This window comes from Streptomyces sp. NPDC048483 (assembly GCF_040651455.1).
GTDB lineage: Bacteria > Actinomycetota > Actinomycetes > Streptomycetales > Streptomycetaceae > Streptomyces.
The window spans coordinates 26,387-49,919 of sequence record NZ_JBEZJZ010000061.1 but is presented as its reverse complement, the minus strand read 5'-3'; the positions used below and the strand labels follow the sequence as shown (position 1 = coordinate 49,919).

Sequence of the window (23,533 nt, the reverse complement as noted above, 5' to 3'; positions counted from 1 at the left end):
CTGGTCGAACATGTCAGGAGCGTTCAGCGCGCACATCCCCGCACCACCGCAGACCACACCCCCCAGGGGCCGGCCCCCCGGCTCGTACGGACGAGTGAGCCGGTGCCCCATACGGCCGCACTCCGCCCCGCCCCCTCCCCCTCCCCGCTGACGTGTCGCCCCGGCCGCCACCCGCCCCATCTGCCAAGGTGGTCGGAGCCGACAATCATGTGATGGGCCCACGAACGCCTGCCGACGCGGAGGGTGGAGGTACGGATGCAGCGGACCGCCCCGGATCCGGCTCCGGACCCGCCGGTGGGCCTCCCCGTGCTCCCGGCCCTTGCCGCACATCTCTCCGCGGCCGCCGGCCGCAGCGAACCGGAACCCCCGGGCGGCTCCTGGCCGCTGCGCACCGCCGCCTGCGGCTACTGGGAACGCCGCGGCCTCGAGACCGACCCCATCCACACGCTCGCCGCCCCCGGCGCGCCCGCCCTGCTCCTCGCGCTGTACGCCGCGGCCGGCGGGGCGGTGGTGCTGCCGCGGCCCTGCTCCGAGTGGTACGCACCGCCCGCCCGGCTGCTCGGCCGGCCGGTGCACCACGCGCCCGTACCGGCCGAATCGGGCGGGATGCCCGACCCGTTCGTGCTGCTGGAGACCGTGCGCCGGGCCCGGATGCACGGCGAGGCGCCGGGGGTCCTGGTGCTGTCCGTCGCCGACGACCCGACCGGTACCTGTCCGGCGCCCGAGCAGCTGCACGAGGTGTGCGAGGCGGCGGCGGAGGCGGGCCTGTGGGTCATCAGCGACGAGTCGCACCGCGATCTGCTGCACGATCCGCACGACACGGTGGTCCTCAGCCCCGCCGAGATGCTGCCCGACGAGGTCGTGGTGCTGACCGACCTGCGCGCCACCGTCGTCCCCGCCTCCTGGCCGGCGGCGATCGCCCGTTTCCCGGATACGGAACGGGGCGACGCGCTGCGCACCGCGGCCCTCGATGCGCTGACCGCGCTGCGCACCCCGCTCGCCGGACCCGTCGCCTGCGCCGTCACCCACGCCCTCGGCGAATCCGACACCGTACGCACCAGAACAGCCGCGGCCGCCCGGCTGTACGGCACGCTCGCCGCCGCCCTCCACCGGGCCCTCACCGCGGCCGGTGCCGTCTGCCGCCCGCCGCACTCCGGCAGCCATCTGTACGCCGATTTCGAGCCGCTGCGGCGTGCCCTCGAGGCCCGCGGAATCAGTGAACCGGCCGCACTGGAAAGGGAGTTGGCGCCCTGGTCGGCCCGGGGTGGACACCGTTTCGGGGACGATCCGGGGGCGTTGCGGGTGCGGCTGGGCTCCGAGGCGCTGCTCGGCGCCGACCTGGAGCTGCGCGGGCGCGCCCTGGACGCCTTTGACCCGCTGCAACTCCCGTCCGTAGCAGACTCGTTGACCGCACTGTCGCGGGCGCTGGCCGCGCTCACGGCCCCGGCGGACGGCTGATCCGCCCCGGCCCCGGTCGCCCCGCGCCGTCCCCGATGCCGTCCATTGATGCGTCCGCCACGCGTCCCCCGAATGGAGCCCCTCGATGACCGAACAGACCGAGCGCTCGGTCGCCGAAGCCCACGCCGCCACCCCGCCCGCGCCGGCCGCCCCACCTGCCGGACCCGACACCCCGCCCGGCCGCCCCGGCGCCACCCCCGTCCTCCCGCATGCCACCCCGCCCCCGCTCGCCGAGCCGCGCCCCCTGACGGAGCCCCGGACCTGGCCCAGGGACTTCACCGACCGGCTGACCGCACCGCTGCCCGGCGTCCGGGCGCTGGCCCGGATCGCCCGCGAGGGCAAACTGCGCCCGGTCCCCGAGTCGCTGCAGGAAATCCAGGAACTCCCCTTCGAACCGGGGCCGCTGCCCGCCGCCGGACCCGCGACCATCGCCCTGACCTGGGCCGGGCACGCCAGTTGGGTGATCCGGATCGGCGGGCTGACGGTACTGACCGACCCGGTCTGGTCCCGCAAGATCCTCGGTACCCCGCCCCGGGTCACCCCCGTGGGCGTCCGCTGGGAGGACCTCCCGCCCGTCGACGCCGTGGTCATCAGCCACAACCACTACGACCACCTCGACGCCCCGACCCTCAAGCGGCTGCCGCTCGAGACCCCGCTGCTGCTCCCCGCCGGCCTGGCGCCCTGGGCCCGCCGCCGAGGCTTCACCCACGTCACCGACCTCGACTGGTGGGAGGCCGTCGAACTGCCCGCCCCCGGCGGACCCGTACGCTTCGACTTCGTCCCCGCGCACCACTGGAGCAAGCGCACCCTGACCGACACCTGCCGCACCCTCTGGGGCGGCTGGATGCTCACCGCGCCCGACGGGCGGCGGCTGCACTTCGCGGGGGACACCGGCTACGGCCACTGGTTCGAGGAGATCGGCCGCCGCTACCCCGGCATCGACCTGGCGATGCTGCCCATCGGCGCCTACGACCCGCGCTGGATGCTGCGCCCGGTGCACACCGACCCGGAAGAGGCCGTACGGGCCTGCCGGGACCTGGGCGCGCGGGCGCTGGCGCCGATGCACTGGTCCACCTTCCTGCTCTCCGCCGAACGGCCCCTGGAACCGCTGCACCGCGTCCGCGCCGCCTGGGCCGCCACCGGCCGCCCGCGCGCGGACCTGTGGGATCTGCCGGTCGGCGCGTCGCGGGTACTCGGCGAGGGCTGAACGCCGGCGGGCTACGCCCCCTCGTCGCCGGCCGGCCGGACGCGCCGCCACACGGCCGGCGCGGCGCTGATCAGCAGCGTGAGACCGACCGCCGCGGCCACGCCCTGCCACGGCTCGGGGAACAGCGAACCGCTCAGCAGCCCGATGAGCTGGTACATCGCGGCCCACGCCAGACACGCCGGGACATCGCCCCGGACGAACCGCCGCAGCGGCATCGCCGCCAGCAGGCACGCCAGCATGACCGGAATCCGCCCGGCCGGCACCAGCCGCGACAGCACCAGCACCAGCACGCCGTGTGCCCGCAGCTTCCGCCGGGCGAGCGCCAGCCGCTCCGGCGCGACGCGGGCCCGCAGCCGCGCCAGCCACCGCGTGCCGCTGCGGGAGTGACTGCCGCGCTGCCCCAGTACGTACAGCCCCACATCGCCGAGAAAGGCGGCGGCCGCCGAGATGGCGAAGACCATCAGCAGCGCGAACGGCGAGCTCTGATGGAACGCCACCACCGCCGCCGAGCTGACCACCGCCCCGGTCGGCACCACGGGCACCAACGACCCGACCACCACCAGCAGAAACAGCGACGGATAGCCGACCGCCTGCTGCGTCGACTCCGGGGGCGCGCTCCGTACCAGCACACCGGCCAGTGCCACCACCCCACCCACCGCACCCACCGCCCCACTCATCGGACGACCACCGGCCGTACCGACTCACCGTGCCCGAGCCGGTGCACCGTCACCTCCGGCGCCAGCAGTGCCACCTGGCGCTCGAACTCCTCGCCGGGAGCGTGGAATTCGTGCGGGCGCACGGCGTCCAGACCGATCGGCCAGTACGTGCCGTAGTGCACCGGCACCACGCTGCACGGCGCCAGCCGCACCGCCGCCTCGGCCGCCCGCCGCGCGTCCAGATGGCTGTGCCCGAGGAACGGCCCCCAGCCGCCCACCGGCAGCAGCGCCACCTCGCACGGCCCGACCTCGTCGGCCATCTGCGGGAACAGCCCGGTGTCGCCCGCGAAGTACGTCCGCGCCGCGCCGTGCACCACATAGCCGAGCGCGGGCACCCGGTGCGGCCCGAAGGGCAGCCGACGCCCGTCGTGCGCCGCATGCACCGCCCGTACGGACACCGGGCCGACCGCCACCGACCCGCCCGGCCGCACCTCGATGACCCGCAGCCCCCGGGCGGCGGCCACCCGGCGCAGCCCCGGCACCGCGGCGGTGGCCCCGCTCGGCACCACCAGCCGGGTCCCGGGCGCAAGCCGGGCCAGCGAGGCGAGATGCAGATGATCCGCGTGCAGATGCGAGACCAGGACGACATCGGCCCGCGCGGCCGCGGCCGGCGGCAGCGCGCCCCGCCGGCGCCGCAGATGTGCCAGCCGCCGCACGAACAACGGGTCGGTCAGCACCCGTACGCCGGAGTCCTCGACCGTGACCGTGGCATGGCCCCACCAGGTGACCTCCATCCTCCGATCTTCCACCCTCCGGACGGAATGCGGTGGCCGGGATGCCCGCTGACGGAAGGTTTGCCGCATACCGGGCATAAGGTGGGACGCGTGCGGACCCCGCGATGGAAGACCCTGAGCGGCGCCGCGCTGCGCGTCCTCGCGGTCTGGGCGGTGTCCAGCCTGACGCTGCTCGCCCTCGCCGCCCTGCTGCCCGACTTCCGTATCCAGTCGCCGGGCGGCGACAGCATCACCCGTACCGCCGTCACCGCCGCCCTCGGCGCCGGCGCATTCGGCCTGCTCAGCGCCCTGGTCTGGCCCGTGCTCGTCCGCGCCCTGCTGCTGGTCCCCGCGCTCGTCCTCGGCCTGCTGGTGTTCTTCCTCAACGGGTCCCTGCTGCTGCTCGCCCTGGACCTGATCCCCGAGGACCGCGGGCAGGCCGCCCCGGAGACCGCCGTCATCGTCGCGGCCGCGATGTCCGCGGCCTCCTCGGCGACCTCCGCCTTCCTCGCCGTACGCAACGACGAGGCCTACCACCGCAGACTCGTACGGCTCGCCGGGCGCCGCCGGCGACCGGCCGTCCGCGGCCCGGAGCCGGCACCCGGCACCCTCTTCCTTCAGCTCGACGGCCTCGGCCACGACCTGCTGTACGACGCCACCCGGGGCGAGCGGCCACTGATGGCGACCGTCGCCCACTGGGCCGCCACCAGCCACCGCCTCACCCCCTGGCACACCGACTGGTCCAGCCAGACCGGCGCCAGCCAGCTCGGCATCCTGCACGGCAGCAACGAGGACCTGCCCGCCTTCCGCTGGTACGAGAAGGAGACCGGCGAAACCGTCGTCAGCAACCGGCCCACCAGCGCCGCCGAACTCCAGCGCCGCGCCGTCGCGCGCACCGGCGACGGCGGGCTGCTCGCCGACGACGGCGCCAGCCGGGGCAACCTCTTCAGCGGCGGCGCCGACCAGCTCGCCCTGGTGATGTCGGTGGCCGCCCGCCGCGGCCGGCACAACCGCTCCCGCGCGGGCTACTTCGCGTACTTCTCCGACCCGGCCAACGCCACCCGTACCGCCGTCTCCTTCGTCGCCGAGGTCCTCCGCGAGATCGTCCAGTCGCTGCGCACCCGCCTGCGCAAGGAAGCGCCGCGGGTCAAACGCGGCGGCCTCTACCCCGTCATCCGGGCCTTCGCCACCGTCGTCGAACGCGATGTGGTGGTCGCCGCCGTCATCGGCGACATGCTCGCCGGCCGCACCGCCGTCTACGCCGACCTCGTCGCGTACGACGAAGTGGCCCACCACTCCGGGCCCGGCCACCGCGACACCCACCAGGTGCTGCGCGGCCTCGACCGCTGTGTCGCGCTGATCTCCAAGGCGGCCCGGCATGCGCCCCGCCGCTACCGCATCGTGCTGCTCTCCGACCACGGCCAGAGCCCCGGTGTGTCCTTTCTGGAGCGGTACGGGCTGAGCCTGGGCGATCTCGTACGGGCCGGCTGCGGGCTGCCGGTGCCGCGCCGCGCCGGGCGCACCCGCAGCGGCGCCGAGGCCAGACAGGCGGCCCGCGCCGCGCTGCGCCGGCCGGAGGAGGCGCCGGGCCGCCACACCTCCCAGCCCATCGTGCTGGCCTCCGGCAACCTCGGCCTGGTGTCGTTCCCCGACGTAGCCGGCCGGATCACCCGCGAGGCCCTGGACCGCAAACACCCCGCGCTGCTCGGCACCCTCGCCAACCACCCCGGCATCGGCTTCCTTCTCGTCCGCTCCGAGGCCGATGGCCCGGTGGTGCTCGGCCCGGCGGGCACCGAGCACCACCTGGACAGCGGCCGGGTCATCGGCGCCGATCCGCTCGCCGCCTTCGGCGACGGCGCGGCCGATGCCGTGCGCCGCAGCAACCGCTTCCCCCATGTCGCCGACATCATGATCAATTCCGCTTACGATCCGGCGACCGGCGCGGTCCACGCCTTCGAGGAGCAGATCGGCTCGCACGGGGGGCTGGGCGGCGCACAGAGCCGTCCGTTCCTGCTGTGGCCGGCCGAGCTGAGCGCGCCGACGGAGGACGGCGAGGTGCTGACCGGGGCGGAGCGGCTGCACGGCGTGCTGCGGGGGTGGCTGGCGGAGGCGGCCGGCGGGACCCATGAGGGCGCGGTGCAGGAACTCCGGCGCGAGACGGGTCGCCCCGCAGGTTCTTCGCCGGACACCCGCACCCGGCCGGACAAAAATCGCTGATTTTGGTACGGGGACCGAGATCGCCGACGATGTTCCGGCCCGGCAATCCCGGGTGCACAGCGCACGACGAGAGGCCCCACCACGCCATGAACGACCGGCACACCCGCCGTTTCGGTCTCGGAACCGCCACCGCCCTGGTGATGGGCAACATCATCGGCGGCGGCATTTTTCTGCTGCCGGCCTCGGTCGCCCCGTTCGGCACCGTCAGCCTGCTGGCCTTCGGCGTACTGACCGTCGGAGCCGTCGCCCTCGCCCTGGTCTTCGGCCGGCTGGCCCAGCGCCACCCGGACACCGGAGGCCCCTACGTCTACGCCCGCGAGGCGTTCGGCGACTTCGCCGGATTCCTGTCCGCCTGGTCGTACTGGACCATGACCTGGGTCAGCAACGCGGCGCTCGCGGTCGCCGCCGTCGGCTATGTGCATGTCCTTGTCCCCGGCCACGCGTCCGCCGGTACCGATCTTGCCGTCGCGCTCGGCTCGCTGTGGCTGCCGGCCCTCGCCAACTTCGCCGGCACCCGCTATGTGGGCGCCGTCCAGCTGGTCTCCACCGTCCTCAAGTTCGTCCCCCTCCTCTTCATCGCCGTCGTCGGGCTGTTCTTCTTCGACCCGGACAACCTCGGCGCATTCCACGAGGGCGGCGGCAGCGCGGTCGGCGGGCTGTCCGCGGCGGCCGCGATCCTCCTCTACAGCTACGTGGGCGTGGAGTCCGCGGCGATGAGCGCGGGCGAGGTCCGCGACCCGGAACGCAATGTCGGCCGGGCCACCGTGCTGGGCACCGTCGGCGCCGCCGTCGTCTACCTCCTGGGCACCGTCGCGGTCTTCGGCACCGTCGCGCACAACAAGCTGGTGCACTCCACGGCGCCGTTCTCGGACGCGGTGAACGCGATGTTCGGCGGCCACTGGGGCGGCACGCTCGTCGCCGGCGCCGCCGTGATCTCCATCATCGGCGCCCTCAACGGCTGGACCCTGATGAGCGCCCAGTCCCCGTACGCCGCGGCCAAGGACGGCCTCTTCCCCGCGCCCTTCCTGACCAAGCGGCGCGGCGTACCGACCTTCGGCGTGCTTGCCGCCGCGCTGCTGGCCAGCGCCCTGACCGTGATCAACTATCTGATCGGCGCCGACGGTGTCTTCGAGATGCTGGTCCTGATCACCACTTTCTCGGCCACCGTCCCCTACCTCCTCGCCGCCGGCGCCCAGATCTACTTCCTGCTGACCGGCCGCCGCGACAAGATCCGCCCGGCCCGCTTCGCCCGCGATCTGACCCTCGCCCTGGTGGCGTTCGGGTTCACGTTCTGGCTGGTGGCGGGGGCCGGGTACGCCGCGATCTATCAGGGCGTGCTGTTCCTGTTCGCGGGGATCCTGGTGTACGCGGTGATGGCGGCGCGAAAGGCCGGGCGCGAGCGGGGCGGGGAGACGGACGGCGAGGGGGCCGACGCGGTCCTCTCTGCGGCGGACGTGAAGTAGCCGCTCCCGGCCGGGCGGCCGCCTGGCTGCGGCCGCCGCTACGGCCGCCGCCGCGCCGCACGCAACGGCTCGCCGACCCGGTGCAGATGGCGCAGCGCCTCCCCGTACGAGGCGACGAGCCCCGTCTCGTGATACGGGACGCCGATCTCGGCGCAGTACGCGCGCACGATCACCTGGGCGCGGCGCAGATGCGGGGTCGGCAGATGCGGGAAGAGGTGGTGCTCGATCTGGTAGTTGAGGCCGCCGAGCAGCACATCGGTGACCCGGCCGCCGCGGACATTGCGCGAGGTCAGCACCTGCCGACGCAGAAAGTCCGGACGCGCGTCGCCGGTCAGCGTCGGCATGCCCTTGTGGTTGGGCGCGAAGGTGCAGCCCAGATAGACGCCGAACACGGCCTGATGGACAAAGAGAAACGCCAGCGCCTTACCGGGGGACAGGACCAGGAACAGCGCCCCGAGATACAGCGCCAGGTGCGCCGTCAGCAGCCCGGCCTCCGCCCCCCGCCGCTTCATCGTGGCCGACCGCAGCGCCCGGACGCTGCTCACATGGAGGTTGAATCCCTCCAGTGTGAGCAGGGGAAAGAACAGCCAGGCCTGATGGCGGCCCATGAAGCGGGGCACTCCCGTGGCGGCCCGCGCCTGGTCCTGGGACCACACCAGGATGTCGGGCGCGACGTCCGGGTCCAGCTCCTCGTGGTTGGGGTTGGCGTGGTGCCGGGTGTGCTTGGTCATCCACCAGCCGTACGACATCCCGATGCCGAGGTTGCCGAACAGCCGGCCGCCGATCTCACTCGCGCGGCGCCCGCGGAACACCTGCCGGTGCGCCACGTCGTGCGTCACCAGCGCGATCTGCCCGAAGACCACGGCCATCACGACGGCCACACCCAGCTGCCACCACCTGTCGCCGAGCGCGAGGAACACCGCCCAGCCCCCGACGAACGCCATGCTCACCAGCGAGAGCCGGACGGCGTAGTAGCGGGGCCGGCGCCGGAACAGCCCGGCCGCCGCGATGCGCTGGGACAGCCGCGCGAAGTCGCTGCCGGGGGCTGCGGCGGGCCCGGCGGGCGGAACGGGGGAGTGGAGACTCGTCGTCATACGGGCGAGTCTTCTGGCGGGGAACGGGCGCCAACAGCCGGTCCGCCCCCGGGCGGGTGGGGGGTCCACCGGAGGTGCGCCGGGGGGTTGGGTGCACCGTCAGGGGCGGTGACCTGCGCAGACGGGCTCGATGACATCGGCCCAGACCCGGGCCGAACAGGGATTGCTGTCGCCGAGCCGCGCCGCCACCACGTCGTCGAGGAAGCGCGCGGTGGCGACCTGCTTCGCCTCGTGCGGCCACCAGAGGGAGTCGCACTCGGCGCACAGACAGAAGGCCGTCCCGTCATCCTTGAAGCGGTACGGCCGGATCAGGTCCTGTTCACATCGCGGGCACAAAGCCGGCGGATCAGGCATGCTCAGCACCCTTACTGCGTCGGCCCCGGCCCTCCGCGAGCGCGAACACCACCTCGGCGAATCCCAGGACAAGGGGGTCCCCCGTCCCCTCGGCCCAGGCGAGCGCGACCCGTAGCGGCTCGACGTCGGTGAGCGGGACCCAGGAGAGATCGGGGCGGGAGTAGTACTGCGCCATGCTGGACGGGGCGAAGCAGATGGCGGCTCCCTCGGCCACATGCTCCAGCATTTCCTCGACGTTGTCGTTGGTGGGGCCCCAGCGGGGAGCCGATCCGTCGGGCCTGGGGTTGACCGCCCACCAGTCGACCCATTCGCGAGGTGCCCGCTCGGTCCACATCAGGGGTTCGTCGTTGACCTCGAGTACGGAGATGCCGTCACGGTCGGCCAGTGGGTGGCCTGTTGGCAGGCCGACGACGCGGGGTTCGGTGTGCACCACTTCGGCGTGCAGGCCGGTGAGGTCGGCGGGCAGCCAGACGAAGGCGACATCGACCCGGCCGTCACGCAGCGCGGCGGCCTCCTGGCCCCAGTCGAAGCGCTTGGGCTCCACCCGGACGCCGGGACGGTCACGGGCGAACCGGGCCCGCGCCCGGGTGGTGAGCTCACCGGCCCCACTGGCCTCGAAGCCCACCCGCAACACGCCCATCTCGCCTTGCCGATGCCGTTCGGCGGCGGTACGTATCCGCTCCGCCTGGCGCAGCGTACGGCGGGCCTCGGCCACCACGTCGCACCCGGCCGGTGTCGCGGTCACACCCCCGGAATGCCGGTCGAAGAGCCGCACCCCGAGTGCGGACTCCAGGTTCTTCAGGGCGTACGACACGGCGGGCTGGCTCACATACAACCGTGCCGCGGCCCGGCCGAGATGCCCCTCCTCGGCAATCGCCACGAGGTAGTGCAGCTGACGCAGCTCCATCCAGCGATCATAAGGCGTCTTTATCGGGTGGTCGATTGTCTGTCTTGGACGTCCAGGAACGCCGGCTGGCATAAAGAACGGGCACAGCAGAACGGGCGCAGCAGAACCGGCACAGCAGAACCGGCACCGCTCAAGTCGCCCCGCCCGCCCGCCGAATCGGCCGACCTCACGTGTCGGTCCCGAACTCCGGAGACGCAGATGACCACCGCTCACACCGCCACCCGCCAGGCAACCGGGAAGGTCTGGCTGATCACGGGCGCGTCCTCCGGATTCGGCCGGGCGCTCACCGATGCCGCCCTCGCCGCCGGCGACACCGTCGTGGCGGCCGTCCGCCGCCCCGCGTTCCTCGACGACCTCGCCGCCGCACACCCCGACCGCGTGGTCCCGGTGGCGCTGGACGTCACGGACCACGCCCGTATCACCGACGTGGTCGCCGAGGTCCTGCTCTGGTACGGCCGCATCGACGTGCTGGTCAACAACGCCGGCCGCGGCCTGATCGGCGCCGTCGAGGAGTCCACCGACCGCGAGCTGCGCGACCTGATGGACCTGCACTTCTTCGGACCCGCCGCGCTCACCCGGGCGGTGCTGCCGCAGATGCGGCGCCAGGGTTCCGGCGCCATCGTCCAGATGAGCAGCATGGGCGGCCGGTTCTCGTTCCCGGGCGTCGGCGCGTACTCGGCGACCAAGTTCGCCCTGGAGGGACTGTCCGAGGCCCTCGCCCTCGAGGTCGCCCCGTTCGGGATCAAGGTGCTGGTCGTCGAACCCGGCGCCTTCCGGACCGGCTTCGCGGGCGGCGGCGCCCTCCAGCAGTCCACCGCCCTCCCCGCGTACGAGGACACGGTCGGCCCGGTCCGTACGGGCCTCCCGGGCACCGACGGCAAGCAGCCCGGCGACCCGGCCAAGGCCGCCGCGGCCATCCTGTCGGCACTGGAGGCCAAGGAGACCCCGCTGCGGCTGCCGCTCGGCAACGACGCCGCCGACGCGGTCCTTGCCCACCTTCGCGCGTCCCTCGACGAGACGTCGGAGTGGGGGGCCGTCAGCCGCGGCACCGATTACGAGGACTGAGCCGCAGGCCGGACGTCGAGAAGGCCGCCCCGCGGGGATCACCCGGCGGCGGCCGCGGTCGCCACGACGCCCACGGGGCCGGGCCAACTCAGCGCCGTCGCCCGCCACTTCGCCCTCCCCACCGTCCCGATCCGGCAACCTTTGTTGCCACTTCCGGGACGCACAGTGTGCAATGGGCGGCGTGGAGCACTCACCCGCCATCACCCGAGCCCTGACCGAAGTCGGCCCCCGCCTCAAGCGGCTGCGTACACAGCGCGCCGTGACGCTGGCGGCGCTCTCCGAGGCCACCGGTATTTCCACGAGCACCCTCTCCCGCCTGGAATCCGGCGGGCGCCGCCCCAGCCTGGAACTTCTGCTTCCCATCGCCCAGGCCCACCAGGTCCCGCTGGACGAACTGGTCGGCGCCCCCGAAGTCGGCGACCCCCGCATCCGCCTCACGCCCCAGCGCGTGAACGGCGCCACCGTGCTGCCCCTGACCCGGCAGCCCGGCCCGCTGCAGACCTTCAAAATGGTGCTCCCGGCCACCCGCAGCACACCGGAGCCCTGCACCCACGAGGGCTACGAATGGCTCTACGTCCTCTCCGGGCGCCTGCGCCTGATCCTGGCCGACCACGACCTGGTCCTGGATGCGGGCGAGGCCGCCGAGTTCGACACCCGGCTGCCGCACTGGTTCGGCACCACCGGCGACGGCCCGGTCGAGCTCCTCAGCCTCTTCGGCCGCCAGGGCGAACGCATCCACGTACGCGCCAAGCCCCGCCCCCGGGACAAGCCCGGCAAGTGACCTGCTACCGGGCCGTCTTCCGTAGCCGGGCGGCCGTCTCCGGGTCGGCGGGGAGCAAGGTCTCCACCGCCAGTTCGGAGACGGTCACATCCATGGGGGTGTTGAAAGTGGCGATGGTGGAGACGAAGGACAGCACGGTGCCGTCGTGTTCGATCATCATGGGCAGTGCGAAGGGCGGGTGCTCGCCGAACGACGCCACCTGCCGCCCGCCCTCGGGCAGCGGATAGTTCCGTACCTCCTCGTACAGGGCCCGCAGCGGAGCGGACCGCAGCAGCGCCAACTGCCGTTCCATCTGGGCGAAGAGATGGCCGCGCCACTCGAGGAAATTGCGGATACGGGGCGCCAGGCCGCCCGGGTGCAGGGTGATCCGCATGGCGTTGAGCGGGGGCCGCAGCAGGGACGCGTCGATGCCTTCCAGCAGCATGGTGGTGCCCCGGTTGGCCGCCTGGACGTTGTACATCCCGTCCACCACCAGCGCGGGGTACGGCTCGTAGCCGGTCAGTAGCCGTTCCATGCCCGCGCGCAGGGCCGCCATCGCCGGGTCGTCCATCGGCGTCTCCGGAAAGGCCGGTGCATAACCCGCCGCGACCAGCAGGGCGTTGCGCTCCCGTACGGGGACATCGAGGTGCTCGGCGAGCCGCAGCACCATCTCCTGGCTGGGGCGGGCGCGGCCGGTCTCGATGAAGCTGATGTGCCGGGCGGAGGAGTCGGCGCGCAGGGCCAGTTCCAGCTGGCTGATCCTGCGGCGGCCGCGCCATTCGCGCAGCAGCGCCCCCACCCCCGTGGTCTCCGGCGCGGACGCCGCGGCAGTCGTCATGGGAGGGACGGTAGCCGACCTGCGCCGGGACGGAGTGCGGCGGCCCCGCACCCGTACTACCCGCCGGTAATGGTCCATGCCGGGCCAATGCCGGTCCGCCCCTTCGTACGTCGGCGCGAATGCCTCTGCACCGTGCCACGCTGGGACTGTCACAGTGGCAACCGAGCAGCGCATCCGGGAAGAGGTGAGCGTATGAGCGCCCAGGTGGAACCGCTCAGCAACAAGGAGATCGAGGACCGCCTCGCGGATCTGCCCGGCTGGTCCGCCGAGGGGGAGCTGCTGCACCGCCGCTACGCCTTCGACGGGCACCTTCCGGCCGCCGTCATGGTCATCCATATCGCCCAGATCCAGGAGGAGTTGGGTCATCATGCCGATCTGGCCCTGGGCTACAACCGGCTCGGCGTCTCGGTCAACACCCACAGCATCGGCGGCCGGATCACCGCACTCGACTTCCGTCTCGCGCACCGGATCGAGGAGATCGCCCCCGCCCACGGCGCGCGCTGAGCGCCGGGCGCCGCGCCAGGGTCAGGTGTGCTTGGGCACCTTGACGAAGCGGCCCGCGCGGACCAGCTCCACATTGAACTGGGCGCCGGACAGCAGCGACAGATGCGAGAACCACAGCCAGATGAGGAAGACCAGCGGGCCGGCGAGCGAGCCGTAGAGGCGGTTGAAGGTCCCCACGTATGACACATAGGCCGAGAAGCCCGCCGAGGACACCAGCCACAGCAGGACCGCCACGATCCCGCCGGGCGCCGCGCGCCGTACACCGCGCGAACTCGGCGGCCCGGAGCGGAACAGCACCATCGCGAGGACGGCGGCCAGCAGCAACAGCAGCGGCCACTTCAGCAGGTTCCAGGTGGCCTCGCCCGCCTCGCCCAGCCCGAGCGCACGCCCGGCGGCGCGCGCGATCGGGCCGCTCACCAGCAGCACCACCGCACTGCTGATCAGCAACGCCATCAGCACCAGCGCGGTCACGAGGATGCGCGGCGCCTTGCGCCACGGCGGCCGGTCGTCCTTCGTACGGTGCATGGCGTGCAGTGCCCGCCGGAAGACCGCGAGGTAGCTGCACGAGGACCACAGCGCACTGACCAGCGCGCCGCCCACCACGATCCAGGCGGCGGTGCGCTGACGGGCCATGACGATCAGCGCATGACGCACGGCCGCGCCGGAGCCGGCCGGGGCGAGGGCGCCGATCTGGTTGATGAGCTGCTCGGTGGCCGAGGGGTCGGCGAGGCCGATCAGCGACACCGTGACGATGATCGACGGGAGCAGCGCGAGCACCGAGTAGTACGTCAGGCTGGCGGCCCAGTCGGTGACATCGTCGTGCCAGACGGAGACCGGGGTACGGCGCAGCGCGGTACGGCACTGGGCCCAGGTCGGCAGCGCGGTACGGGTCGGCGGGGTGGCGGGTGGCGTGGAGGTGACGGGCGGAGAGGCATCAGCGCCCATGGCGGTCTCCCGGTTCCGGTGTCACGATCCGTGTCCGCGCGCGGCGCACAGCGCTCCCGCACATGTCGCTTCCGTCCTCTCTGCCGGTCCGGCCCAGGGCGGCCGGATGTCGCGGCCTCATCATCCCAAGGGAAGGCCCCGCCACGGCGACGCCGGATCCTGGGTGAGGGTGCGATGGATGTGCAGGGTCTCGGCGTACTGCTGCCCGAACCTGCCGTTGTCGTACGCCGGCATGCGGCCCAGCGCATGGCCCGCCGCGAACTCCTCCCACGAGTCGTACACCTCGGCGGCCCGCGCACCGGCCCGCAGCACGGCCTGTTCGGCCTGCGGCGGTGCGCAACCGTCCGCGTCCCCCTTGCCTGCACCGGCCCGCTCGCGCAGCGCCGTCTGCGTGCCGGCCGGTACGAACTGCCCGCCGAGCAGCTGGTCGAGGCGCTGCCGCCGGCTCGCCGGGTCGGTCACCGACCACTGTTCGCGCAGCGTCGCGGCATCCGTGGCGTGGTCGAGGAAGGTGGTGCCGAGTTCGTTCCACGGGACGCTGTGGTGCACCGCGAGAGGGGCGCCGCAGGCCGGCCCCTGCGCGAGCGGGCCGTGCAGCGGGCCGCCGTCGTGCGTGGCGAGCAGCCCGCCGGGCCGTACGCCGAAGTGGGCGCGGATGCGCAGCCAGGCGGCGCGGTGGTCGGGCGTCGCGGACAGACGGGCGGCGGCCGGCGTTCCCGGGTTGACCGCCGGCTGCCCTGTGTCGTTCGGCCAGTCCTGCGCCAGCTCCTCGACCGTGACCCGGTCGAGGAACTGCTGGGGCTGCCAGGGCGGGAGCATGCCGTGCGTCAGGACGGGGAGGCACTTACCGCCCGTCGTGGGGTCGGGGTGGACGGGCAGCGGGTCCTGGCCCTCCTGTGGCACCGCCAGATACAGATCCTCGCCGGCGATCGCCGCGACCTGTCCGTCCCCGTCGCCGCGCGCCGTCGCTTCGCAGCGCCGCCGCTCCGTGTCGGTCGGCGGCCCCCATCCCGCAGTGGCCACAGGCCAGACCCTACGGTGGGCCGGCGCCCCGGCGGGAGTCCGGGTTTGCCGCACCGGCAACAAAGGTTGCCCGGGAATGATCCGTAGCGGAGGCTCGACCGCATGACCCATCACGATCACCCAGCAACCGGCCAGGACCGCACCGGACACGGGCACCACCCCACGCACGGCCAGGACGCCACGCACCCGGACTGGGCGCTGCTCGGCCCGGACCTCGAGCGGGGCGCCGAGGTGCACACGCCGGTCCACGAGCAGGTGACGGCGTGGCTGCGCGAGCTGCTCACCGCCGCCGGCGGCCCCGGCCCCGACGCGGTACGCCGGGTGCTCGACATCGGCAGCGGACCGGGCGTCGCCACCTGCCTGTTGGCCCGTGCCTTCCCCGCGGCCGAGGTGGTGGCCGTGGATCCGACCGAGGCCCTCCTGGAACGGGCCCGCGACCGCGCCGCCCGCCTCGGCCTCGGCGACCGCGTCCGCACCCATGTCGCCGAGGTCCCGGACGGGCTGGACGCGCTCGACGGCGCCGACCTCATCTGGTCCAGCAAGGCGCTGCACCACATCGGTGACCAGCGGGGTGCGGTGGCCGCCCTCGCCGGACATCTGCGGCCCGGCGGTCTGCTCGCCATCGCCGAGGGCGGCCTGGCCCCCCGCTTTCTGCCGCGCGACATCGGCATCGGCCGCCCGGGGCTGCAGTCCCGCCTCGATGCGGCCGGCGAGGAGTGGTTCACACAGATGCGTACGGCGCTGCCGGGTGCCGTGGACGCCGTCGAGGACTGGCCCGCCTTCCTCGCCGACGCCGGCCTGCGCACCCCGTGCACCCGCAGTTTCCTCCTGGACCTGCCGGCCCCGCTGTCCACCGCCGCCCGCGACTATGTCGCCGCCACCCTCACCCGCATCGTCGAGGCGTACGGCGACCAGCTGGACGCGGACGATCTGACCACCCTCGCCCGCCTGACCGACCCGCACGACGCGGTTGGCCTCGCCCGCCGCCCGGACGCCTTCCTGCTGGCGGTCCAGACGGTGCATGTGGCCCGCGGCGTGGTGGGCCGGGGCAGGGGCCGTTGACGGTTGCGGTCGGAGGGCGCTTTCCCGAGACCTTAGGTTCTGCCGGGGATGTGCTCAGGCCGCGCGGCCGGCGGTGACCAGCCACCCCGTGCCGCGCAGCCGCACCCCGTCGCCGTCCTCGTGCCCGCGCAGGGCGTCCGTCAGGGCGGTACGGGCGCGGTCCTGGACCTCGGGTGCGACCTGGCCGGTCAGGTGGCGGCCTGGGCCGGAGTCCAGCAGCAGCGCGGCCGCGTCGCCGGCGTCCCGGCCCCAGGTGCCGTACCCCGTCGCACGGTTCGCGGTGATGTCCGTGAAGCCGGCCGCGGACAGCACCTCGCGGATGCGCTCCGGGTCGGCCAGGGAGAACATGCCCGGGGTGCCCGGTACGCCGAAGTCCCCGACGGGCAGGTATGTGCGCAGCGCCGTCACGGCCTGCAGCCATTCATTGCCCTCGGGGCCCGCACCGCAGACGAACGCCATCCGGCCACCGGGGCGCAGAGCGCGGCGGAGATTGCCGAAGGCGGCGACCGGGTCGGCGAAGAACATCACGCCGAAGCGGCTGATCACGACGTCGAAGCCGGCCGTCGGGAGGGGGTGGGTCTGTGCGTCGCCCTGCTCGAAGGTCACGTTCGCGAGCCGCTCCTGCGCCGTGGACGCGCGGGCGCGCTCCAGCATCGGGCCGGACAGATCGAGCCCCATGGCCCGCCCGCCGGCCGCCCGGCGCCCGGCCAGCCGGGTCGTGCAGCCCGCGCCGCAGCCCACATCGAGCACATGGTCCCGCGCGCCGATCGCCGCGGCGGCGAACAGTGCCTCGTTGAAGCCCGCGTTGACCGCATCCCAGCGGTCCTGATTGCGGGCCCAGTGGGTGCCCTCGTAACCGTTCCATGCCGTCTCCTGCGCGGTGTTGACGCTCTGCTGCATGCCGGCGGACCTCCTGGGGCGTGGGCTGTCCACGCCTAGTATGGGCACGTGCCCATACGGTATGGGCGCGCGCCCATACTGGCAACCCCCGCCGCGCATAAGCTGGCCTGCGGGCAACGGTGCGGTATCGGCCACCGGCCCCGTACGAAGGAAAAGAGGTCCCAGGTCCGATGTCTCCGCGTGGCGTGGCCATCCCCGACGTCCGCGAGCGGCTGTTCGCCGCCGCCGAGCAGGTGCTCGCGCGGGAGGGCCCAGGGGGGCTGACGGGGCGGGCGATCACCACCGAGGCGGGCTGCGCCAAGGGGCTGCTGAACACGCACTTCGCCGGGCTGGACGAGTTCATCGCCGAGCTCTGCCTGGACCGGTTCGCACGCACCGCCCGCGCGGCCGGGGAACTCCCCGCGCGGGCAGGCAAGGACACGATCGCGGAGAACCTTCTCTCCGTCGCGCTCGTCCTGCTGGACTCCGCGGGCCCCGCCGCCGCGAGCCTCGCGCTCACCCGGCCCGCCGCCTTCCTGCGCGTACGCGAGGCGCTGGAAGGGGGTGCGCCGGGCTTCGCGGCGGTCGAGGAGGCGGTCGCCGCCTATCTGCGGGCCGAACAGCGACTGGGCCGCCTTGCACCGGACGCCGACACCGGCGCGATCGCCCTCGCCCTCGTCGGCACCGTCCACCATCTCCTCATGACCGGCTGGTCCGGCGCCCCGGACCCGCGCACCCAGGCGGAGCGGCTGGTGGCGATGCTGGCCGGGGCTGTGGGGCCCGTGCGCTGACTCCCTTCGGATACGGGACGAGGCCGACCGCGGAGCCGGCCGGTCCGGAACGAGCTCGCCCCGCTGTCTGCTCCTGCGTCAACTCTCGTTCATCGGCTTCGGGTTGATCAGGGCGAAGGGGGCGCCCTGCGGGTCCTTCACGACGGCCATCCGTCCGGCGACCATGTGGAACGGCGACTTGAGCACCGTCCCGCCGGCCTCCTGCAGTGCGGCGACGGTCGCGTCGGTGTCCGGCACCGAGAAGTACGTCAGCCAGTGGGAGGGAGTGCCCTCGGGAATTCCTTCGGGCATCGCCTGCATTCCGCCCACCGGGCGTCCGCCCACGCTGAGCGAGAAGTAGCCCTCGGCGCCTTCCATGTCCATGGGGGCGGACTGTATGCCGAGCGCCGTCTCGTAGAAGGCGCCCGCGGCATCCCGGTCGGTGGTGTTGAGCTCGTTCCAGATCACGGCGCCGCTCTCGTTGACGATTCCGGCGCCGGGGAAGTCGCGGGGCTGCCAGACGCCGAAGACGGCTCCGGTGGGGTCGGCCGCGATGCACATCCGGCCGATGGTCATCACGTCCATGACGGGCATCAGCACCGTGCCGCCCGCGGAATTGACCGCCTGCTCGGTGGCCTCCGCGTCGTCCGACGTCAGATACGTGGTCCATACCGTCGGCGGCGCGGGCTGGCCGCCCATCGCGACCGCGGCCATGATGCCGGCCACCGGTTTGCCCTTGAGCTCGCACACGGCGTATCCGCCGGTCTCCGACGGTCCGATCTCTCCGGTCCAGCCGAACAGGCCGGAGTAGAAATCAAGGGCGGCCTGCTGGTCAGGGGCTGCGAGATCGACCCAGCAGGGGGTTCCGGGCGCGTAGGGAGCGGTGACTTCAGGCATCGTTGCCTCCTCGATGGGGGACCACCCGCTCTCTCCACACTTGCCGCCGCCCTCCCGCCCCGCCACTCGGCAGCCGGTCCGCCGCCCCGTACAGGGCGGTGGACCCCGTCGCCTCAGGCCACCTCGAAGGTGGCCGGGTCCGGGCCGAGGCGGTTGCCCGCGTCGAGGCCGGCGAGAGTGCGCAGACCGGCGTCGTCCAGCGCGAAGCCGAAGACGTCGATGTTCTCCCGGATCCGGGACGGGGGGCAAGACCTCCGTCGTCCCGGCGGTCAACCAGCGCCAACGGAGCCTGACGGGGCGCGGCGGCCGCGAAGGGCGGGGGAACAGGGCCCCGGGCGGTGATTCCGGAGTCTTGCAGGACGGGGCGTTCGACTCGGCCCCGCTGCGCGGCATCCGTCAGCCTCGCCGTCGGCCTCTCCATGACGGCCATCCGGGCACGGCGGCATCGGTGTGAACTCTTCGCGACAGGCCGTAGCCGTCCGTCTTGCTTCCGCTGGGAGGGCAAGACGGGGCTGGTCGGCGCTCAGCGAGACGCAATGCTCGGAGGAGGCTTCCGGGGAAAAGCAACGATCACGAGCGATACGGCGCGTGACCGGTGGCCTTCCCCGCTCGCTGCGTGCTCACGACCGCTTCGTGGGAGTGCGTACCGCGCCCTCCCCGCTCGCGAGCTTCCATTCGCGGTTCCACGGGCCGAGCGGAATCCTCCGTTCGAAGACCGGCGTGCCGAAGACGTCCAGATGGGCCCAGAGGGCCCCGGACAGATCGACCCCGCCGAACGCTGCCCACTTGCCGGCGAGTGCACCCGTACCGTTCGAGTCACCCGTCGCCGTGCCCTTCACCTCGGCTCGCAGATACGGGGCCACCGTGCCGGTCACGCCCACGCTGCCGTAGAGGCCGACACTTGCGTCGGCGCCGAGCGCGGCCTTGACCTTGCCGGCCGCGGTCGCGGTCGCCGTCACCGGCGTCCCGTTCATGTGCGCCTTCGCGATCGGCGTCCAGCCCTTGGCGCGGTTGTACGAACCGCCGATCCGGAAGCCGCCCTTGACCTTCTGCTCGACGTCGACGCTCGCCTTTCCGTCCGCATCGACCTGGAGGTAGCAGGTGAGGTCGAGGTTGACCACGACGGGCACCGGGCCGACCTGGATGACAGGGTCGGCGTGCAGCTTGGCGAACGGTATCCGCAGCGGCTTGCCGTCCGCGGTGGAGGCGGCCGCCTGCCCCTTGAGTTCCCACCGCGAGGACCAGTCGCCGGACAGGCTCAGCGACGCCGTGCCCGGCGTGCCGGAGGTGATCCCCTTGCCGTCGTAGGAGAAGTCGACCTCGGGGGCGAGCTGGACGAAGCCCGAGGCGGAGGCGTCGACGGAGCCGGCGGAGCCCTTCACCGTGGGGAGCGCGGCGCTGACGTCGATCCGCAGACTGCCCAGCGGCAGCTGCGCGCCCTTGGGCCCGAAGTGCATCTTGCCGGTCTTCGCCCAGGAGACCTTCACCTTCGGGGCGAGCGGCTCGACCTTCACCGCGGAGGGGTCGACGGGCACCTGCCCCTTTGCCGTGGAGCCGCCCAGCAGGGCGCCCAGCGAGGCCGGGGCGGTCTTGACCTCGGTGCCCTTCCCGGTCTTTCCCACCACCTTGGTGACCTTGGCCAGTACGCCGTGGGGCGCGCCGGGAGCGGGGGCACTGGCGATGACGTCCCCGACGGCAACGGGCGCCGCCGGCTTTGTCGTCGCTTCCTTGCCCTTCGGCGGAGTGCCGGCGTCGGGCCCGGAAATGACGGCCCGTCCGCTCCGCTTGTCGAACTCGGCGACCTTCAGCGACGACTTGGCCGCGGGCTTCCCTCCCGCGTCAGGGGTCGCCACGGCACTGGGCGCACCGTCCCCTGCGGGCCTTGCTGCCACGGCAAGCGGCGGCTAGGTGGTGGCGGCCCCGGTGGCGGCCACCGGTTCCTTGGGGTCGGCCGGCCCGGCGGCGGAGGGCCCGGAGGACCCCGCCGAACATCCGGTGGCGAGCAGGGAGACGGCGGCCAGCGCCGGTATCACGGCATACCTGGTGGTCTTGCGCACAGTTGAATCCTTGGGAGCGTGACGTGGGGACGGCCGAAGGGAGTTGGCACTACGGCCGAGTCATTACTCGCAGGTAACGATGGGCATGATCGTGCCATGGGTCACGCACCCGCTGGACCGATGCACCGGCCACGCGGGGATGATCTGGATCACATCAGCGGCGCAACTCCGGGCGATGGGCCTGTCATTGATGCCTGGCTCCTGATGCCTGGCGCCTGGCTCCTGAGGCTGTGGTGAAGCCGTCATCGATTCGGCGGGCGCCCATCGGCCCGGGGCAGATGACCCTCCGCGAACTGGGCTATGCCAGCCTGATCAAGCAGCACCCGCAGCCCACTCCCTCAGCTGCGCCAGCACACCGCGAGTCAGCTCACCCGGCTCCCCATCCAGGTCGCTGCGGTCGAGCACTGCCTCGTTGAGCTGTCGCCAGTCCACGCTGTCGAGGAACCCGATCACCACATGCCGCACGTCGGCCGGCTCCGCCAGCACTTCAGCCAGGCCCTCGAACTGCATGCCCTTCCAGCCCTGCTGCACATACAGCGTGACCTCCGGGCCCTCGTCGAGAGTCTGCGTGATCCGGTACGTCTCCACAGCGGAAGTCACATCCTGGCCGTCGATCTCGATGACCGTGGGCTTGTGTGGGCTCGTGGCAAGCCGGACACGGCGTGGCTCCTGCTCCAGATACGTGCTCATGATGCGGAGCCTCGGTGTGCCGAGCATGCGTCCGACCTGCACCAGCACGCGCAGTTGCTACCTACGGGCGGCGAGGAAGCCGTCAGCCCGGCGTCGCCACCATCAGCGTTTCGCGGGCCACGCTCGCCCGTCGGCACGGTGGCCGGGGTAGCCGCCCGACGAAGGCAGCCGCCCCGGCCATCGCACGTTCAGTGCTCGACGGAGGTGCGGCGCCGGCTCGCGACAATCAAGCCGGCACCCGCGCCGAGGGCGATGGCAGTACCACCGACCGCCCACGAGGTAACCGACCCGGCTCCCGTGCTGGCCAGTTCACCGCTGCCACCGGGCGGAGTGATGCTGCTCCGGGAAGACACAGCGGCGGGCTTAGCGACCTCACCGCTGACCTGCTTCGGCCGGTCGTCGGTAGTCACCTTGGTGGCCTTACCGTCGTTGTCGGGCTTGGCGTTGGCGTCGTCCGCTGTCTCCGGCGCGGGCTTCTTCTTGGCGGCGTCCTCAGCCGCCTTGTCCTCGGCGCGGGCCTCGTACTGGCCAACCTCCAGGAAGTGCCGGATGTCTTCGGGGGTGCCGCGCAACGCCTTCTTGGCGGCGGCCTTCACCGCGGGGCCGCCAACGCTGTAGATCTGGACGGCACGTACCCGATCGTCGGCCGCACGGGCCTCGTACTGGCCGACTTCCAGAAAGTGCCGGATGTCTTCCGCTGTGCCGTCCAGGGCCTTGCGGCCGGCTGCCTTCACCGACGGACCACCAGAGTGGATGATCTGGGCGACGCGAACCCGGTCATCCTCATCCTTGGCTCGACGCCAGCCCGATTTCAGGAAGCGCACGCGGTCCTCAGGGGTGCCGTTCATCGCCTTCTCTGCGGCCTCGCGGACTCCCCGGCCCGTGTCCTTTTGCGCAAGGATCTTCAAGATCGCAAAGCGGTTGTCCTCGTCGCGTGCCTTGTACTGGCCGGTTTCGAGGAAGTGACGCATGTCCTGCGCGGTGCCGTTGAGCGCCTTCTGCGCCGCGGTCCGGAGCCCCTTGCCGATGTTCTCGTCGGCCAGAATCCTGAGGATCGCGATCCGGTCCTCTTCCGCCGAAGCGGCGTCCGCCGACTCGTTCGGCTTCACGTCCGATGCCTTGTCGGGTGCCGAGGTGGCGGCCGAAGGGGTACCGCTGGCGGCAACCGCCGGGGAGGCGAACAGGACGGTCGGGGCTATCGCGGCAGCGGCAACGACGGCCGAAACACGAGGGAAATTCACGTAGTACACCGATTTTTCTAAGAAAGATCCAAAAAATGACACCCCAGGGTAAATCAGACATGGAGCGCGTTGGTCACCGGCCCGGCGCCTGGAGGCCCGCGCCAAGACGGATGCCGTAACCGCCTCGATGGGGACGCGGATCCAGCCGCTGTCTTCTTGGCTGCGTACGGCGGCGAACATCCATCCCTTCGAGCTGCTGGCTGCTTCTCGAATCCGCTCCGCCCCTCCACACCGCGAGGGGCGGAGCACTCGCGACTGGCCCAGTGTTGATCGTTCACTCCTGTGACCGTTACGAACACGGTGCCAACGCACGAGCCCAGCTTCATAGGATCCCGCTATGAGCATTGGCCTTGCGGTTCTGTTTGTGGTGATCGGCGCCTGCGTGCTGTTCGATATCGGAGGGTTCATAAGACGCAGGTGTGGCCAGGTGCAGCGCAAAGCAGCCGACCGACACCGCGAGATGCAGTGGAGCCATGGACGCCTTGAGACTCCGTACATTCCGATGTTGTCCGTACGGCCTGCGTTCATCCGTGCCCTTGGGCTTCCCCTCCTCATCGTGGGAGCCCTACTTGCCCTGCTGCATCTCGACTAGCCACGTCTCTCTCATCACCACCGGATGCCGGTGGGGAACCGGTGGCGCTGACCGGCACTTCGTCCGGCAGTCGCAGCTGAG

At 72.5% G+C, this 23,533-nt stretch carries 24 protein-coding genes and 1 pseudogene; 10 read left to right on the top strand and 15 right to left on the bottom strand.

The features are described from left to right. Positions 1-255 precede the first annotated feature (255 nt). Both AB0D04_RS26895 and AB0D04_RS26890 read left to right on the top strand, forming a co-directional pair. Positions 256-1,458, top strand: coding sequence for an aminotransferase class I/II-fold pyridoxal phosphate-dependent enzyme (locus tag AB0D04_RS26895; protein ID WP_362708114.1), 1,203 nt, complete (start codon positions 256-258; stop codon positions 1,456-1,458). Between the two features lie 85 nt (positions 1,459-1,543). After that, positions 1,544-2,665 (top strand): MBL fold metallo-hydrolase, encoded by a 1,122-nt coding sequence (locus AB0D04_RS26890; RefSeq protein ID WP_362708111.1) that lies wholly within the window; start codon positions 1,544-1,546, stop codon positions 2,663-2,665. A gap of 11 nt (positions 2,666-2,676) precedes the next feature. Here the strand turns inward: AB0D04_RS26890 and AB0D04_RS26885 are convergent, their stop codons facing one another. Both AB0D04_RS26885 and AB0D04_RS26880 read right to left on the bottom strand, forming a co-directional pair. Further along, positions 2,677-3,342: a VTT domain-containing protein gene (locus AB0D04_RS26885; protein ID WP_362708109.1), complete on the bottom strand. Its 666-nt coding sequence runs from the start codon at positions 3,340-3,342 to the stop codon at positions 2,677-2,679. Beyond that, the gene (locus AB0D04_RS26880) at positions 3,339-4,115 is read right to left on the bottom strand and encodes an MBL fold metallo-hydrolase (RefSeq protein ID WP_362708107.1); all 777 of its coding nucleotides are present in this window, start codon (positions 4,113-4,115) and stop codon (positions 3,339-3,341) included. The genes AB0D04_RS26885 and AB0D04_RS26880 overlap by 4 nt, the downstream gene beginning before the upstream one ends. A gap of 90 nt (positions 4,116-4,205) precedes the next feature. Here AB0D04_RS26880 and AB0D04_RS26875 point away from each other — a divergent pair, with 90 nt between their 5' ends. Then, positions 4,206-6,311: a phage holin family protein gene (locus AB0D04_RS26875; RefSeq protein ID WP_362708105.1), complete on the top strand. Its 2,106-nt coding sequence runs from the start codon at positions 4,206-4,208 to the stop codon at positions 6,309-6,311. Between the two features lie 86 nt (positions 6,312-6,397). Further along, positions 6,398-7,774, top strand: coding sequence for an amino acid permease (locus AB0D04_RS26870; protein ID WP_362708103.1), 1,377 nt, complete (start codon positions 6,398-6,400; stop codon positions 7,772-7,774). 38 nt (positions 7,775-7,812) lie between these two features. Here the strand turns inward: AB0D04_RS26870 and AB0D04_RS26865 are convergent, their stop codons facing one another. The 3 genes from AB0D04_RS26865 to AB0D04_RS26855 form a co-directional block, all read right to left on the bottom strand. Continuing rightward, positions 7,813-8,868, bottom strand: coding sequence for an acyl-CoA desaturase (locus tag AB0D04_RS26865; protein ID WP_362708101.1), 1,056 nt, complete (start codon positions 8,866-8,868; stop codon positions 7,813-7,815). 99 nt (positions 8,869-8,967) lie between these two features. Beyond that, positions 8,968-9,222 (bottom strand): hypothetical protein, encoded by a 255-nt coding sequence (locus AB0D04_RS26860; protein WP_362708099.1) that lies wholly within the window; start codon positions 9,220-9,222, stop codon positions 8,968-8,970. Next, positions 9,215-10,129 (bottom strand): LysR family transcriptional regulator, encoded by a 915-nt coding sequence (locus AB0D04_RS26855; RefSeq protein ID WP_362708097.1) that lies wholly within the window; start codon positions 10,127-10,129, stop codon positions 9,215-9,217. Before AB0D04_RS26855 ends, AB0D04_RS26860 begins: the two co-directional genes overlap by 8 nt. A 198-nt stretch (positions 10,130-10,327) precedes the next feature. Between AB0D04_RS26855 and AB0D04_RS26850 the strand changes: the two genes are divergently transcribed. Continuing rightward, on the top strand, positions 10,328-11,194 hold the full coding sequence (locus tag AB0D04_RS26850) for an oxidoreductase (RefSeq protein ID WP_362708095.1): 867 nt from the start codon (positions 10,328-10,330) through the stop codon (positions 11,192-11,194). Positions 11,195-11,366: 172 nt separating this feature from the next. Beyond that, positions 11,367-11,975, top strand: coding sequence for an XRE family transcriptional regulator (locus AB0D04_RS26845; protein WP_362708092.1), 609 nt, complete (start codon positions 11,367-11,369; stop codon positions 11,973-11,975). Positions 11,976-11,979: 4 nt separating this feature from the next. Here the strand turns inward: AB0D04_RS26845 and AB0D04_RS26840 are convergent, their stop codons facing one another. Next, positions 11,980-12,792 (bottom strand): helix-turn-helix transcriptional regulator, encoded by an 813-nt coding sequence (locus AB0D04_RS26840; protein WP_362708089.1) that lies wholly within the window; start codon positions 12,790-12,792, stop codon positions 11,980-11,982. 192 nt (positions 12,793-12,984) lie between these two features. On the opposite strand from AB0D04_RS26840, the gene AB0D04_RS26835 reads away from it, so the two are divergent. Further along, positions 12,985-13,296: a 4a-hydroxytetrahydrobiopterin dehydratase gene (locus AB0D04_RS26835; protein ID WP_362708087.1), complete on the top strand. Its 312-nt coding sequence runs from the start codon at positions 12,985-12,987 to the stop codon at positions 13,294-13,296. A gap of 21 nt (positions 13,297-13,317) precedes the next feature. On the opposite strand, the gene AB0D04_RS26830 is transcribed toward AB0D04_RS26835, so the two are convergent. Next, a complete protein-coding gene (locus AB0D04_RS26830; RefSeq protein WP_362708085.1) occupies positions 13,318-14,241 on the bottom strand; it encodes a YihY/virulence factor BrkB family protein in 924 nt (307 codons plus the stop codon). A gap of 120 nt (positions 14,242-14,361) precedes the next feature. Beyond that, positions 14,362-15,264, bottom strand: a complete 903-nt coding sequence (locus AB0D04_RS26825; RefSeq protein WP_362708082.1) for a DUF1266 domain-containing protein — start codon at positions 15,262-15,264, stop codon at positions 14,362-14,364. Positions 15,265-15,366: 102 nt separating this feature from the next. On the opposite strand from AB0D04_RS26825, the gene AB0D04_RS26820 reads away from it, so the two are divergent. Beyond that, positions 15,367-16,326 carry a methyltransferase domain-containing protein gene (locus AB0D04_RS26820; protein ID WP_362708080.1) on the top strand — a complete coding sequence of 320 codons (960 nt, stop codon included), beginning with the start codon at positions 15,367-15,369 and terminating at the stop codon, positions 16,324-16,326. A gap of 54 nt (positions 16,327-16,380) precedes the next feature. On the opposite strand, the gene AB0D04_RS26815 is transcribed toward AB0D04_RS26820, so the two are convergent. Next, a complete protein-coding gene (locus tag AB0D04_RS26815; RefSeq protein WP_362708078.1) occupies positions 16,381-17,226 on the bottom strand; it encodes a class I SAM-dependent methyltransferase in 846 nt (281 codons plus the stop codon). Between the two features lie 170 nt (positions 17,227-17,396). On the opposite strand from AB0D04_RS26815, the gene AB0D04_RS26810 reads away from it, so the two are divergent. Further along, on the top strand, positions 17,397-17,996 hold the full coding sequence (locus AB0D04_RS26810; protein ID WP_362708076.1) for a TetR/AcrR family transcriptional regulator: 600 nt from the start codon (positions 17,397-17,399) through the stop codon (positions 17,994-17,996). A 78-nt stretch (positions 17,997-18,074) separates the two neighbouring features. On the opposite strand, the gene AB0D04_RS26805 is transcribed toward AB0D04_RS26810, so the two are convergent. The 6 genes and pseudogenes from AB0D04_RS26805 to AB0D04_RS26780 all read right to left on the bottom strand — a co-directional run bounded on the left by AB0D04_RS26805 (position 18,075) and on the right by AB0D04_RS26780 (position 22,869). Further along, positions 18,075-18,872, bottom strand: a complete 798-nt coding sequence (locus AB0D04_RS26805; RefSeq protein WP_362708073.1) for a VOC family protein — start codon at positions 18,870-18,872, stop codon at positions 18,075-18,077. 113 nt (positions 18,873-18,985) lie between these two features. After that, positions 18,986-19,126 (bottom strand): annotated as a pseudogene (locus tag AB0D04_RS26800) (aldo/keto reductase); the annotation flags it as partial. Positions 19,127-19,492: 366 nt separating this feature from the next. Next, positions 19,493-20,725, bottom strand: coding sequence for a hypothetical protein (locus tag AB0D04_RS26795; protein ID WP_362708071.1), 1,233 nt, complete (start codon positions 20,723-20,725; stop codon positions 19,493-19,495). Positions 20,726-20,776: 51 nt separating this feature from the next. Continuing rightward, positions 20,777-20,929, bottom strand: a complete 153-nt coding sequence (locus AB0D04_RS26790) for a hypothetical protein (protein WP_362708068.1) — start codon at positions 20,927-20,929, stop codon at positions 20,777-20,779. A 312-nt stretch (positions 20,930-21,241) separates the two neighbouring features. Further along, positions 21,242-21,667 (bottom strand): hypothetical protein, encoded by a 426-nt coding sequence (locus tag AB0D04_RS26785; protein WP_362708065.1) that lies wholly within the window; start codon positions 21,665-21,667, stop codon positions 21,242-21,244. 140 nt (positions 21,668-21,807) lie between these two features. After that, entirely contained in the window at positions 21,808-22,869 is a 1,062-nt protein-coding gene (locus AB0D04_RS26780; protein WP_362708063.1) for an ALF repeat-containing protein, read from the bottom strand. Positions 22,870-23,197: 328 nt separating this feature from the next. Between AB0D04_RS26780 and AB0D04_RS26775 the strand changes: the two genes are divergently transcribed. Further along, positions 23,198-23,452, top strand: a complete 255-nt coding sequence (locus AB0D04_RS26775; RefSeq protein ID WP_362708061.1) for a hypothetical protein — start codon at positions 23,198-23,200, stop codon at positions 23,450-23,452. Positions 23,453-23,533 lie beyond the last annotated feature (81 nt).

Coding starts and splice junctions, on each gene's coding strand:
- AB0D04_RS26830 (WP_362708085.1), bottom strand. CDS start 14,241: ATGGGCGCTGATGCCTCTCCGCCCGTCACCTCCACGCCACCCGCCACC.
- AB0D04_RS26885 (WP_362708109.1), bottom strand. CDS start 3,342: ATGAGTGGGGCGGTGGGTGCGGTGGGTGGGGTGGTGGCACTGGCCGGT.
- AB0D04_RS26845 (WP_362708092.1), top strand. CDS start 11,367: ATGGGCGGCGTGGAGCACTCACCCGCCATCACCCGAGCCCTGACCGAA.
- AB0D04_RS26775 (WP_362708061.1), top strand. CDS start 23,198: ATGAGCATTGGCCTTGCGGTTCTGTTTGTGGTGATCGGCGCCTGCGTG.
- AB0D04_RS26880 (WP_362708107.1), bottom strand. CDS start 4,115: ATGGAGGTCACCTGGTGGGGCCATGCCACGGTCACGGTCGAGGACTCC.
- AB0D04_RS26855 (WP_362708097.1), bottom strand. CDS start 10,129: ATGGAGCTGCGTCAGCTGCACTACCTCGTGGCGATTGCCGAGGAGGGG.
- AB0D04_RS26865 (WP_362708101.1), bottom strand. CDS start 8,868: ATGACGACGAGTCTCCACTCCCCCGTTCCGCCCGCCGGGCCCGCCGCA.
- AB0D04_RS26850 (WP_362708095.1), top strand. CDS start 10,328: ATGACCACCGCTCACACCGCCACCCGCCAGGCAACCGGGAAGGTCTGG.
- AB0D04_RS26805 (WP_362708073.1), bottom strand. CDS start 18,872: ATGCCTGAAGTCACCGCTCCCTACGCGCCCGGAACCCCCTGCTGGGTC.
- AB0D04_RS26820 (WP_362708080.1), top strand. CDS start 15,367: ATGACCCATCACGATCACCCAGCAACCGGCCAGGACCGCACCGGACAC.
- AB0D04_RS26870 (WP_362708103.1), top strand. CDS start 6,398: ATGAACGACCGGCACACCCGCCGTTTCGGTCTCGGAACCGCCACCGCC.
- AB0D04_RS26890 (WP_362708111.1), top strand. CDS start 1,544: ATGACCGAACAGACCGAGCGCTCGGTCGCCGAAGCCCACGCCGCCACC.
- AB0D04_RS26835 (WP_362708087.1), top strand. CDS start 12,985: ATGAGCGCCCAGGTGGAACCGCTCAGCAACAAGGAGATCGAGGACCGC.
- AB0D04_RS26840 (WP_362708089.1), bottom strand. CDS start 12,792: ATGACGACTGCCGCGGCGTCCGCGCCGGAGACCACGGGGGTGGGGGCG.
- AB0D04_RS26895 (WP_362708114.1), top strand. CDS start 256: ATGCAGCGGACCGCCCCGGATCCGGCTCCGGACCCGCCGGTGGGCCTC.
- AB0D04_RS26860 (WP_362708099.1), bottom strand. CDS start 9,222: ATGCCTGATCCGCCGGCTTTGTGCCCGCGATGTGAACAGGACCTGATC.
- AB0D04_RS26810 (WP_362708076.1), top strand. CDS start 17,397: ATGTCTCCGCGTGGCGTGGCCATCCCCGACGTCCGCGAGCGGCTGTTC.
- AB0D04_RS26815 (WP_362708078.1), bottom strand. CDS start 17,226: ATGCAGCAGAGCGTCAACACCGCGCAGGAGACGGCATGGAACGGTTAC.